The organism is Rhizobacter sp. J219, assembly GCF_024700055.1.
Classification (GTDB): Bacteria; Pseudomonadota; Gammaproteobacteria; order Burkholderiales; family Burkholderiaceae_C; genus Rhizobacter.
In genome coordinates this window covers 5465078-5477492 of sequence record NZ_JAJOND010000001.1, presented here as the reverse complement: position 1 = coordinate 5477492, position 12415 = coordinate 5465078, and the positions used below count along the sequence as shown (strand labels likewise).

Genomic DNA, 12415 nt, shown 5'->3' with positions numbered 1-12415 from the left:
CCACCATGAACCACAAGACCTCCGTTTCCTGGCTCGCCCAGATGACGCTCGGCTTCGCGTGTTTCGTGGGCGGGCTCGAGTTCGCCCGTGTGTTGTGGGGCAATGGCTGGCAATTCATCGGTGCGGGTGCGGCGGTGTCGCTGATCGGGTTGGTGCTGATGGTCGTGGCCGAGCTGCGCGAACGCCCGCTGCGCGTGCTGCGCCGCGCACGCCGCTCGATCAACTTCCCCACGCAGTGGGCGGTGCGCTTCGACAAGAGCGTGCCCAACGGCGGCGTGATCCCGGTGGCGGTGATCCGTTCGGACGGCGTGCGCTTCGTGATCGACATCCAGGGCTTCCCGGAAGCGGAGTGGAACGACCCGCTGATCGGCGAGCCGTTGCTGGTTGGCCCGCAGGGCAAGAAGTTCAAGAACGACCCGGTCGCCCCGCTGATGCAGGCGGCCGAAGCCTGGGGCGCCACTGCGATCCTCTGGCTGCCCGAAGCCAAGAGCCCGCGCAACCTGCGCCAGGCGGGTTGCAACCTCATCGTGGTGATGGGCGGTGCGCGCGAGCTCAAGCACGTGCTGCGCGGCGCCGAGATCGCACCGCGCCGCGACGCCACGCTCGAGATGACCATGCCGCCCCGCAGCGGCCGTGGCTCGAAAGGCCGCAAGCCTTCGCAGGTGGGCACGCCAGAGATGGCGTGAGCGGCCCCCTCTTTTTCCTCACTTGAAATCCCGGCTGCGGCTGTCGAGCCCGGCCAGCAGGTGCGTGTGGTCGATCACCTTGACGGCCACCAGGTGCATCACCGCGAACCTGTCGTCGCCCTCGCGTTGCCATTGGCCATAGACCGTCATCAGGCGTGAGGCGAGCAGCGGCTGTCGCTGCGTCTCGACCACCTGCGGCCAGACGACGATGTTGATGGCGCCGGTTTCGTCTTCGAGCGTGATGAACATGGTGCCCTTGGCCGTGGGCGGCCGCTGGCGGTGGGTGACGATGCCGCTTGCACGCGCCAGGCGCCCGCTCGGGTAGCCGCGCAAGGTGGCGGCGGTCTCGACCTTGAACACCCGCAATTGCTCGCGCAGCATCGCCAGCGGATGGCGTCCCAGGGTGAGCCCGACCGACTGGTAGTCGGCCCGCATGTCGTCGAACTCGGCCGGCGCGGCCAGCAAGGCCGGCGTTTCGTGCACACGCGTGGCACGCAGCAGCGTGGTGGGGCGGGTGTCGATGCCGGCCACGGCCCACGCCGCCTGGTGCCGATGGCCGGCGAGCGGCTTCAAGGCGTTGGCGTGCGCCAGGGCCTTGAGTTCGTGTGCGTTGAGCCCTGCGCGCCGGGCCAGGTCTTCGACACTCGCAAAAGGCGCGTTGACGCGGGCGGTGAAGATGCGCTCGGCCGCATCGGCCGACAGGCCCGACACGTTGTTGAGGCCCAGGCGCACCGGCCACAGGGGCGCGTCGAACGCGTCGCCCTGCCCGTCCACCGACAGCGGCAGGCCTTCGAGCGAGGCCTCCCAGGCGCTGAGGTTCACGTCGACCTCGCGCACCTCGACCCCATGCGCGCGTGCATCGCGCACCAGCTGCGCCGGCGCATAGAAGCCCATCGGCTGGCTGTTGAGCAGCCCGGCGAGAAAGGCATCGGGGTGGTGGCACTTGAGCCAGCTGCTGGCATAGGCCAGCAGCGCAAAGCCGGCGGCATGGCTCTCGGGGAACCCGTATTCGCCGAAGCCCTGGATCTGCTGGAAGATGCGTTCGGCGAATTCCTTGTCGTAGCCGTTCTTCACCATGCGGCCGACGAGCCGGTCATGGAAGGGCCCGAGGTCGCCGTCGCGCTTCCACGCCGCCATGGCACGGCGCAGCTGGTCGGCCTCGCCGGCGGTGAAGTCGGCCGCGAGCATCGCGATCTGCATCACCTGCTCCTGGAAGATGGGCACGCCTTTCGTGCGGCCCAGCGCCTGCCTGAGCTTGCCGGGGTACTCGATCTGGTCGTCGGGCAGCTGGCGGTTTTTCAGGTAGGGGTGGACCATGCCGCCCTGGATGGGCCCGGGCCGCACGATGGCCACCTCGACCACCAGGTCGTAGTACACGCGCGGCTTGAGGCGCGGCAGCATGCTCATCTGCGCGCGGCTCTCGATCTGGAACACGCCGACCGTGTCGGCGGCGCAGATCATGTCCCAGGTGGGGTCGTCGGGCCCTTCGGGCAGCTGGTGCATCTGCACCGGGCGGCCGAGCTTGCGGGCCAGGAATTCGAGCGAGCGCCTGAGCGCGCTCAGCATGCCGAGCGCGAGGATGTCGACCTTCATCAGGCCCAGCGATTCGAGGTCGTCTTTCTCCCACTGGATGACGCTGCGCCCTTCCATCGCGGCGTTCTCGACCGGCACCCATCGCGCGATCTCCTCGGAGGCGATGACGAAACCCCCAGGGTGCTGGCTCAGGTGACGGGGCGTGCCGATGAGCTGGTGCGTGAGTTCGAGCCAGAGCTGCACCATCGGCGACCGGGGATCGAAGCCGCACTCGCGCAGGCGCTCGTCTTCCACCCGCAGGTCGAACCAGTGCACGCTCTTCGAGACGGCCTCGATGCGCTGCAGGTCGATGCCCAGCGCGCGGCCGACGTCGCGCAGCGCCGAGCGCGGCCGGTAGCGGATGACGACAGCCGTGAGCGCGGCACGATGGCGGCCGTACTTGGCGTAGATGTGCTGGATGACCTCTTCGCGGCGCTGGTGCTCGAAGTCGATGTCGATGTCGGGCGGCTCGTTGCGCTCGTCGCTGATGAAGCGGCCGAAGAGCAGTTGCGCACCCCGCTCCGGGTCCACCTCGGTCACGCCGAGACAGAAGCACACCAGCGAATTGGCCGCGCTGCCGCGCCCCTGGCACAGGATGCCCTGCTCGCGCGCCCAGCCGACGATGTCGGCCACGGTGAGGAAGTAGCGCTCGTAGTCCTTCTTCCGGATCAGCCGCAGCTCGGTCTTGATCTGAAGCAGGTATTGGGGGGCACCCCCTTGGGGTAGCGCTTGCGGGCCCCCTTGAACGTGAGCCTGCGCAAGTAGCTGGTCGCGGTGTGCCCCGGGGGCACGAGTTCCTGCGGGTACTTGTATTCCAGCTCGCTGAGCTTGAACTTGCACGCCTGCGCCAGCTCGACACTGCGCACCATCCACTCGGCCCGGTACAAACGCCCCAGCCGCGATCGTCTTCGCAGATGCGCTTCGGCATTGGGCGCCAACTCGTGGCCGCACTGCGCGATCGGGCGGCCGAGCCGCGTGGCCGTGAGCACATCCTGCAAGGGCTTGCGCGAGCGCACATGCATCAACACACCGCCGGCGGCGACGATGGGCAGGCCGGTGCTCTGCGAGACCTGCCGGACCTGGTCGACCAGGCGCTCGTCGCCGCCTTCATCGCGCAGCTCGATCGCGATGAAGGCGCGGTCTTGCATCCAGGTCTTGAGCCAATGGGCATGCGCCGTCACCTCTTGCAGCGACTGGCGCACTGTCGGCACGAGCAAGGCCAGGCAGTCGGGCAGGCCGGCCAGCATGGGCGCGGACGGGATCTGGCCTTCCAGGTCGCCGGGGTGCGCCAGGTAGCGGCCTTTTTCGGCGCGGTTGCGCGCAGCGGTGATCCAGCGAGAGAGGTTGATGTAGCCGCGCATCGTCTGCGCGAGCAACACGAGATGGGCGTGCGGCTCGCCCGATTGCGGCTGGTGAAGCCGCATCTCGCTGCCGACGATCAGGTGAAAGTCGTGCGCCTTCGCCGCATGGTGGGCTCGCACCACGCCGGCCAGCGAACACTCGTCGGTGATCGCAAGACCGCGGTAGCCGAGGGCGATCGCCCGCTCGACCAGTTCCTCAGGGCGCGAAGCACCGCGCAGGAAGCTGAAGTTGCTGAGGCAGTGAAGCTCGGCGTAGTCGGGCAGCGAGATGCGCGCGGAAGGGCTGAGCGACATGGCAAGCGTCCTTCATCCTTCAGCGCACACGACACGAACACCGCGTCACCGAGAGCGTCGTTCGCGCCCTCAAGCACCAGCCGCCACGAGGCCCCGGGCCGGCACGAGGTATTGCGCCACCGGCATGCACACGCGTGGCGGCCAGTTCTCGCCTTGGGCTTCGGCGTCGGATGCACCGGGATGGCGGTCGTCTTCTTCGTGGATCGCGTCGGTGGTTGCAGGCGATGTGCGCTCTTGTCTCGTGCCCAGCTTCATGCCCAGCACATCCATCCCGGCCAGTGCATCGAGCGGGCTGCGCACCCCACCGCCGCCCACCTTGAGCACATGGGTGTAGATCATGGTGGTGCTGACGTCGGCGTGGCCCAGCAGCTCCTGCACGGTGCGGATGTCGTAGCCGCTTTGCAGCAGGTGCGTGGCGAAGGAATGGCGCAGCGTGTGCGGCGTGGCCGGCTTGACGATGCCGGCCTGCGCCAAGGCTTTCTTGAAGGCGCGCTGGAACGATTGCTCCAGCACGTGGTGCCGGCGCTCGAGGCCGGTGCGCGGATCGTCCGACAGCTTGTCTTGCGGGAAGACCCAGAACCACGTCCACGAAGATGCGGCGCGCGGGTACTTGCGCGCGAGCGCATGCGGCATGTGCACCCCGCCGCGCCCGGCATCGCGGTCGCGCTGCCAGTGCTGGCGGGCGGCGTCGAGCTGCGTGCGCAAGGCGGGCATCAGCGCGGCCGGCAACATCACCACGCGGTCCTTGGCGCCTTTGCCTTCGCGCACGACGATGGCACGGCGCGAGAAGTCGACGTCTTTCACCCGCAGGCGAACGCCTTCCATGATGCGCATGCCGGTGCCGTAGAGCAGCTGCCCCATGAGCTGATGGGCCGGCGGCAGATGCCCGAGCACGCGTGAGATCTCGTCGTGCGTCAGCACCACCGGCAAGCGCACACGGTCTTTCGGGCGGCCGATCTCGTTCATCCACGGCAGGTCTTGGCCGAGGACTTTCTGGTAGAGGAAGAGCAAGGCCGACAACGCCTGCTTGTGCGTGGCGGCGGCCACTTGGCGCTCGTTGGCCAGCCAGGAGAGAAAGCTTTCGACCTCAGGCCCCGCCATCTCGGCCGGATGGCGCATGCCATGGAAACGGATGTAGGCGCCGACCCAATGCACGTAAGCCCCCTCCGTGCGGATGCTGTAGTGCATGTAGCGGATGCGTTCGCGCAGCTGGTCGAGCAGGCGGTGGGACTGCAGCGGGGGGAGGGGGTGCTTGGGTACGGGCGAGGGGGGGGCAGCAGACATAGATGATTGGCGCAAATCGCTCGATGCTGAGAGTCAAATCGGATGACTGTATATTTATACAGCATTCTAGATTCGCCACAAAAACAAGGGAGGTCCGGCACCATGAACAGCCGCAATCGTGAGGAAAGCTCCGCCACACCCACACCTTGGCAGAGCACTCGCGTCATCAAAAAACTGGGGCCGAATCGCCCTGGCACGAGGAAGTTGTCGCAACGCTATGGCCAGGCGCTGGTCTGCGTGCGCCATCGGCACAACAAGGACGGCACCATCCGCTACACGACGGTAGAACTGGTGGTGGAGCAGGTGCAGACGCGTCAACGCCATCCACCGGGACAACGTGTCGCGGTGCGCCTAGAGCACGACGAACCCAGCAAGCGCCACCAACTGGCCCAACTCGGCGCCCCCTGGGACGAGGACCTGGACGCGTGGTGGGTCACCCGCGCCACAGCTCGCCGCCTACGCCTCCTCAAGCGAATCGTCGCCTTGGACCGAGTTTAAAAAGTGGATGCATGCAGCACCTGTTCCTGGCTACATGCAACCGATCTGGGATGCGTCTGGCAAACTGGGGTGCAGTAGATATCACGTTAGAAGTCATGGCAATCCAGCTCCGGCCACTGACAGAAGAACAGTTTCTGGAAACGTTCTCCTCACCCATGCGCGATGTAACTTCATCCGCAGAAGAAGTCGTTGATATCTGGGAGTACGTGGAAGCAGTTCTGGCAGAAGATTTCCAAGGCAGAGATACGCGCGAATGGAATGCAGCTTATGTCTACAGTGACGGAGCCAACGCTTGGCAGCATGTTCTGATTGGCACTGACGTTCCTGATGCCTTCATTGTGGTGGTCGTCGAAATGGCAACAAATTCGATTCTTGGGCACCACTTCCTCAATCTGAGGCAGAAGTACGGCCTGACCCAATAGCGAAAGAGATCGGATCTTTCAGCATGCTCATTTCGCGCCCTGTTGCAGTGGCCGCCGCCCTGTCACGAATGACTTCTAACCCTTCCATCGAGAGGACTCGCCCCGGCAAGCCGGGGCGAGCCTCTCATGTCAAACGTTAGGCGTCTTATGCGTGCTCGACGCGTCGTCATAGCGGTTGCAACCGTCCTGCTCGCATTCGCTGGAACCGCCGCAGTTGTATGGAAGCTGAAGCACCCGACGGCGATTGGTGCAGATGGAACTTCTGTCCGAGAACTGGCTGCTTGTTCCAAAGAGCTTCCTTGGGGGGAACCGACCAAGATCGAGTCGATTTCGAAGCAAAGAGAAGGCCTGGTAATAAGAATCCTGGTCAACGCCACCTGCGGCGGTCAACAACCCGTAGAGCCGGAAACAAAGGTCGAGGGCCAGAATGTGAAGATTTCTTGGTTTTGGTATTTGCCAAAAGACGAATGGATAGCCGCTTGCATGTGCACTCGAAGACTGGAGTTCGTGTCACCAAAAGCTGCATCCGTGAGCAAGCCAAAGATCTCATTCGAAGAGGCGAGATGGAAGGAATGAAACAGACGCCTAACCCTTCCATCGAGAGGACCCGCCCCGGCAAGCCGGGTCGGGCCTCTCATGTCAAACGTTAGGCCGCACAGTAGACACCCCGCGACCAGACCATCCGAGCCGAGTCATGCAGATCGAGCACAAGACAACCGTACTTGCTCCGCCCAGCGTCCTGTTCCACATCTACGAGGATGTCTCCAATTGGCACGTCTGGGACCCAGACACCAAACGCGCATTCCTGGATGGTCCGCTCCAGGTGGGTGCCAAAGGGAAGCTCACCCCAACCAAAGGCAATACGGTCCCGATGCGGATCACTGAGGTAACCCGCGATCGATCATTCACCGTCGAGTCAAAGATTCCACTGTTTCGCATGGTCTTCGAGCACGAGCTCGCGCCTACAAACGGCGGAACTGAGGTCGTGCACAGGGTCACCCTCTCGGGGCCTCTTCTGCTCATCCTCGGCCGCATGCTCGGCAAGCAGATAGATTCAGGTCTGCCGGTCACCTTGAAGAAGCTCAAGCAGTTGGCCGAGGCGCGCAGTGCGGCCTAACCCTTCCATCGAGAGGACGTCGCCCGGCAAGCCGGGCGCCGCCTCTCATGTCAAACGTTAGGCATCTTGAAATGACAGCCCCGTTGCGAAAGTCAGCAGCATCTCCAGTATGCAGCCTGTGCGGCCGGGGGTACGGTCAATGGAACGCTTCGCGGCAAGAAGGCGTGTGCCTAGATTGCGATGTCGCGGAACAACGTCGGCACTCGCTTGAGGAAAGCCACAACAGATCCGACACGCGAGCCAGCAAACCCGAACTTACGGTTTGGCAAGCAATTTCAACAACGGTACTTCGCTTGCTGGCGGGCGCGGCACTCCTCGCTGCGATTGCGGCAGTTGCCATAGCCTCTGCTATGCCATACGGAGGTGGGCAATCTGGCGTACTGGCCCTTTGGGTGTTCGCAGGCGCATGCGCCGTACTTCCGTTCTGGGTGCTAGCGCCTCTATTCAGCTACCTGGTACAAAGTTGGGCTTCTAGGCGCCAAGATGCCTAACCCTTCCATCGAGAGGACCAGTCCCGGCAAGCCGGGCCTGGCCTCTCATGTCAAACGTTAGGCGTCGCCAGGGTCTACCGAGCACTCCCGCGACCTGCCCTACTGCCCCTTTTGGTACGCTTCGGCCAAGTTTTAAAAGTGGATGGATATGGATTCCACATCTATCCACAAATGGGTGCACCTAGCCACTTGTGGCTACATGCAACTTGTCAAATTGACGTACATATCGGGTTAGGCGCTTCTGAGCCACTTGCGCAAACCAGTCCCAGACACAGCATGTTCTACGCAGACACGATCTACGTTCAACTCTTCAAGACGAAGTTCATCGTTCAAAACGTCGATTCGGGAGCGTCAATCGAGGTCGCACGAGATCAAACATTTGCTTCACCGCGAATGATCATTGCTGACTTCACGATGGCAGAGCACCAACTAAAACAAGCTGTCAAGAATGTGCGCCGGGGTCTCAGAGCACCCGAGATTCTCATCCACCCGATGGAGCTGATCGAAGGCGGAATCACGCAAGTCGAATACCGCACCTTCGTGGAGCTTGGCATTGGATCCGGTGCGTCAAAAGTCGGTGTTTACAGCGGCGCGTCCCTATCGCCCGATCAGATCAAAAAGGCTATCCGTGAGTACAAGCACTGAAGCGCCTAACCCTTCCATCGAGAGGACGTCACAAGGGCTACGCCCTTGCGCCGCCTCTCATGTCAAACGTTGGGCGGCACTATGAGAACGCCGCGCATGCCGGAGCCGAGTTGGGGTGCGCTGGCCTGTCAATCTCCAGTTCACTCCCCTTTCACTCTGCGGCGGCTATCACCGCGCTCGTTTGAGTCCAAGCCTTGAGGTCGCTCGGTATTCCCCTGGCAAGTCCGTGCCCTTCCCTCTGTGCCTTCGGTCTTGTCCGTCGAAGAGAAGGTCCGTGCCATGCGCTTTCGTGCCTTCGTCCAAGGCCCGCAATTCAGCGGCGGCCCGAGGCGCGTCGGGCTTCTCTTTCCCGGTTAGCTAGCCCAGCAACGCGCTCACTTCGCGGTGTGCCTTTCGCTCCTTGCTCGGGGTACTCAGCGTCAGTAGAGTCTCGGCCTGTCGGGGCCGTGCTTTTTCCACCAGTGCCGCCCAACCCTTCCATCGAGAGGACGTCGCCCGGCAAGCCGGGCGCCGCCTCTCATGTCAAACGTTAGGCGCCCGAGATGCCGTCCTGCGCGAAGTGCAACGCCGAGCTAAAAGAAGAAGTGGCTGCCTGCCCTATTTGCAAGGCAGATCTTTCCACTGGAAGCATCTGGCATTCCCATGCAGAACCAATCGAGCCATTCGTACAAACTGTTCCCGCCTGGCAATGGCTCTTATATGCCGCAATCGCCATAGCCTGCGTCGCATATGGTCTCTACGGCTTGTTTACAGGCGAGATGTATCTCCCTGGCAAGCGCCACACCTACACGCTTCATGGCTCATCAGCTGTCCTGATGTCGGCCGCTGTCTTGTTCGTCGCAGTTCACCTCACGCTCGCACTACTGGGCTATCCAAATCGAAAAGACAGCACTCAGCTTCATGAGCTCCTCTCAAAGTACAGCAAGTACATTGCGCTCCTGCTGTTTATGCTTTCCATCTTCGTAAGGTAAGGAGTAGGCGACTTATGTCCACGCGTGCGCCTAACCCTTCCATCGAGAGGACGTCACAAGGGCTACGCCCTTGCGCCGCCTCTCATGTCAAACGTTAGGCGGCATAGAAGCCACTCGTCGTAGCCTTCAGCGACCGTATGCAACTTCGGCCAATCCGTCTCTCGCCAGGCTGTGACCTTCGGCGCTCACTAGAAGAGGTTGGCCTAATGCCAGAGAGTGAATCAGCCTTTGTAGTCGCAGGCATCGGCAGCTTGGTCATGGCCACACTTAGATTTGCTGGCGAAACCGCGGAATCAGAGATTCCGGGTCCGCTTGAAATCCTCAGCCTTTCAGGAACGCTCGGCGTGTCTGGGGCCCATCTACATGCATCCGTCTCAGATGCATCTGGTCGCGTCTACGGCGGGCACCTCTGCTATGGCAACGAGGTTAGAACCACCGCAGAGGTCCTGCTGGCACCGTTGAAAGACTGGTTGCTCACGCGGGAGCACGATCCAGCTACCGGCTACAAAGAGCTGGTAGTCCGCCGTCGTGAGTAGCCGCAAAATGCCGCCTAACCCTTCCATCGAGAGGACCCGCCCCGGCAAGCCGGGTCGGGCCTCTCATGTCAAACGTTAGCCGTCACTACTCACATAACCCCAAATGAGTCAGCCCCTAACAATTGAGACGCTCCTAGGCCTATTCGGCAGCCTCGCTGTTCTCCAGTTCCTCGCCACGCTGTGGATCACAGAGCGATTCAAAGCGCAGTTGCAGAAAGAGAATGGTCGGTTCTTAGAGTCGATCAAGTGGGATCTAAGGGTTCGCGAGCAAGCGGCTCGTGTTGCGGAGTACATGTCATTGGCTCGAAGCCTTGGCAGCGAGAGCACACCTGCTGAAAGCTATCGAAAGGCGAATCAGTTGGCATGGGAACTTACCTTGTGGCTGCCTACTGACGTCTACCGTCAGCTACAGAAAGCCATCCTTACGCAGAAGAACCCCGTAGAGGATATGCAAGTTCTGATCGCGGTTCGTAAAAATCTACTGGGCAATGACGCGGGCGATTTGGCTGCAGGAGAAGTTCTCATGCATGGCCCTGAAGTCGGAAAGCATCGCCAGCTATTCACCAAGTGACGGCTAACCCTTCCATCGAGCTGACATGCCCCGGCAAGCCGGGTCATGCAGCTCATGTCAAACGTTAGAGGGCAGTGTGAACGCCGCAATTTCATTTCCACAGCAAGGCGTGGCGGAAATCAAAGTACACGCAAGCGCCTTCATCTACTCGACCGGCACCTTTGCCATGTTGGGCGGCTTTGTTGTCGCGTGCGTGATGCTTGTCCAGGGCGTTCTGTTCTTCCAAGTGCTAGCCGTTCTACTGCTGGTTCTCACCCCGCTGGGTTGGCGAGAAGTATCCAAAGCAGCTGATCGCGCTGACAGCACGATCGAAATCAACAAAGACGCTCTTTTGGTTAAGCGCACAGTAGGTCGGGAAGTCACTTCAAAGCCCATTGGCGGGCACTTAGAGCTACAGCTGTATGAATTGAATCCCCCTGGCAGAGGCAATAGCCACATATATGGGCTACAGCTAGCCTGCGGGGCGGGAGTAGTTAGGCTATTCGGAGTTCACTCTGAAGAAGAGGCTAGCCAAATGGCTAGATCGCTGGCCGATTGGCTATCGCTTCCTCTAGTTAACCTCGGCCTCGTTCCCTCACTCCCTTTCATGTCCGTCAAGTCACTTCTTTGAGAGGCACGATCTGCCCTCTAACCCTTCCATCGAGAGGACTCGCCCCGGCAAGCCGGGTCGAGCCTCTCATGTCAAACGTTAGGCGCCGCAAGATGATCTTCGTTCGAGAGCACTGCAAGCCGATAACAAAACCGAATGCTGCCCGCATTCAAAGGGAGTTGGGGCTCGTCAAGTCGTCGTTTGCATCTCTCACGCGCGAAGACGGAGCCTACGTTCAAGTTGCGGGAGGGCCTGGCTTATTCCTACTTGAGCACAAAGACGCCTCTGGTCATCGCCGAGCATTTCAAATCAATCCAGTTGCGCCACACCCAGACGGAACCATTCTTGATTTCAGCGCCGGGAGCATTCCTATGAATCAAGCCGATTGGTTTCTACGTGACCAAGTCGCTGAGGTTCTTCGGGCCTTCTCAACAGATAGCGCCTGGCCAGCATTTGTTCAGTGGCGGGAGAGTCCGCATGCCAAGTAAGCGCAAGGCGGCGCCTAACCCTTCCATCGAGAGGACGTCACCCGGCAAGCCGGGCGCCGCCTCTCATGTCAAACGTTAGGCGCCGCAAAGACAAGCTCAAGCCATTACTTCATCTTGATCCCAAGCTTCTTTTCAATCTCTGTCCGATCAGTACAACTTCCCTTGTGGTTTGAGCCACAAGCCTTGCATGTATAGCCACCAAGCTTCTCGGACGCCTTGCACTGCTCCTCCAGACTTGCGGGAGACCAGTCTTTGCACAAGCATCCGCCACGAGAGTTCTTTGCCGCGCTACTGAGCGCAGCATCCATGGCCTCTTGCGGCGTCTTTCCCCAGCCTTCATAGTCCTTTCCCGCAAACGCAGGTCCAGACACCAGAGCCGACACGGCCAGCAATAAGCAAGCAATCAGTTTCATGACGAATCTCCACTCAAAGCAAGAGGTTGCGGAACTGCGATGCTCAGTTGCGTTTGTCGCGAGCGCATCAACAAAGTTGTCTAGAACTAGGAGCGTCGTCCACGGAGCATCGGCGTCGCCTAACCCTTCCATCGAGAGGACGCTTTCCGGCCTACGGCCTCCAAGCGCCTCTCATGTCAAACGTTAGGCGCTTTCATGAAGCCCGATAGACCGCCTGTCGACGAGTTGATTCGATCCGTCCTTGCTGTGGTTCATCCAGAAGTTGCAAGCTACTCATACCCACTCTTTGCAGCAGATGAGACCGATCGCCCTGACCTATATGCAACGGCAGTTCTGATTGAGGTCAACAAGACACCTATTCTGGTAACAGCGGCGCACGCGCTATACGAGATCGAGAGAGCTGGCAGCTCGATCCATATAGGCGGGAAGCACATTACAGAAGTCCCCTTCTCCTTTGTTCGGTCCTCAGCAGACGGT

13 protein-coding genes and 1 pseudogene are annotated in these 12415 nt (G+C 61.3%); 10 read left to right on the top strand and 4 right to left on the bottom strand.

Annotation, left to right across the window (positions count from 1 at the left end):
• Positions 1-5 precede the first annotated feature (5 nt).
• Positions 6-686, top strand: coding sequence for a hypothetical protein (locus tag LRS03_RS26225; RefSeq protein ID WP_257829301.1), 681 nt, complete (start codon positions 6-8; stop codon positions 684-686).
• Between the two features lie 18 nt (positions 687-704).
• Here LRS03_RS26225 and LRS03_RS26220 read toward each other — a convergent pair whose 3' ends face one another.
• The 3 genes and pseudogenes from LRS03_RS26220 to LRS03_RS26210 all read right to left on the bottom strand — a co-directional run bounded on the left by LRS03_RS26220 (position 705) and on the right by LRS03_RS26210 (position 5197).
• Entirely contained in the window at positions 705-3098 is a 2394-nt protein-coding gene (locus tag LRS03_RS26220; protein WP_257829299.1) for an error-prone DNA polymerase, read from the bottom strand.
• Between the two features lie 527 nt (positions 3099-3625).
• Positions 3626-3913: pseudogene (locus tag LRS03_RS26215) on the bottom strand (PHP domain-containing protein); the annotation flags it as partial.
• 69 nt (positions 3914-3982) lie between these two features.
• Positions 3983-5197, bottom strand: coding sequence for an integron integrase (locus LRS03_RS26210; RefSeq protein ID WP_489739923.1), 1215 nt, complete (start codon positions 5195-5197; stop codon positions 3983-3985).
• Positions 5198-5299: 102 nt separating this feature from the next.
• Between LRS03_RS26210 and LRS03_RS26205 the strand changes: the two genes are divergently transcribed.
• The 9 genes from LRS03_RS26205 to LRS03_RS26165 all read left to right on the top strand — a co-directional run bounded on the left by LRS03_RS26205 (position 5300) and on the right by LRS03_RS26165 (position 11058).
• Entirely contained in the window at positions 5300-5695 is a 396-nt protein-coding gene (locus LRS03_RS26205) for a hypothetical protein (RefSeq protein WP_257829297.1), read from the top strand.
• Positions 5696-5706: 11 nt separating this feature from the next.
• The gene (locus LRS03_RS26200) at positions 5707-6117 is read left to right on the top strand and encodes a hypothetical protein (RefSeq protein WP_257829296.1); all 411 of its coding nucleotides are present in this window, start codon (positions 5707-5709) and stop codon (positions 6115-6117) included.
• 147 nt (positions 6118-6264) lie between these two features.
• Entirely contained in the window at positions 6265-6693 is a 429-nt protein-coding gene (locus LRS03_RS26195; protein WP_257829295.1) for a hypothetical protein, read from the top strand.
• A 118-nt stretch (positions 6694-6811) separates the two neighbouring features.
• Positions 6812-7234 (top strand): SRPBCC family protein, encoded by a 423-nt coding sequence (locus LRS03_RS26190; protein ID WP_257829294.1) that lies wholly within the window; start codon positions 6812-6814, stop codon positions 7232-7234.
• 767 nt (positions 7235-8001) lie between these two features.
• On the top strand, positions 8002-8370 hold the full coding sequence (locus tag LRS03_RS26185; RefSeq protein ID WP_257829293.1) for a hypothetical protein: 369 nt from the start codon (positions 8002-8004) through the stop codon (positions 8368-8370).
• A gap of 542 nt (positions 8371-8912) precedes the next feature.
• On the top strand, positions 8913-9341 hold the full coding sequence (locus LRS03_RS26180) for a hypothetical protein (protein ID WP_257829292.1): 429 nt from the start codon (positions 8913-8915) through the stop codon (positions 9339-9341).
• 137 nt (positions 9342-9478) lie between these two features.
• Complete coding sequence (locus LRS03_RS26175) at positions 9479-9877, top strand: PPC domain-containing DNA-binding protein (RefSeq protein WP_257829291.1); 399 nt, start codon at positions 9479-9481, stop codon at positions 9875-9877.
• A 103-nt stretch (positions 9878-9980) separates the two neighbouring features.
• Positions 9981-10448 (top strand): hypothetical protein, encoded by a 468-nt coding sequence (locus LRS03_RS26170; RefSeq protein ID WP_257829289.1) that lies wholly within the window; start codon positions 9981-9983, stop codon positions 10446-10448.
• Positions 10449-10524: 76 nt separating this feature from the next.
• Entirely contained in the window at positions 10525-11058 is a 534-nt protein-coding gene (locus tag LRS03_RS26165) for a hypothetical protein (protein WP_257829287.1), read from the top strand.
• A 571-nt stretch (positions 11059-11629) separates the two neighbouring features.
• Here LRS03_RS26165 and LRS03_RS26160 read toward each other — a convergent pair.
• Positions 11630-11938, bottom strand: a complete 309-nt coding sequence (locus LRS03_RS26160) for a hypothetical protein (protein ID WP_257829285.1) — start codon at positions 11936-11938, stop codon at positions 11630-11632.
• Positions 11939-12415 lie beyond the last annotated feature (477 nt).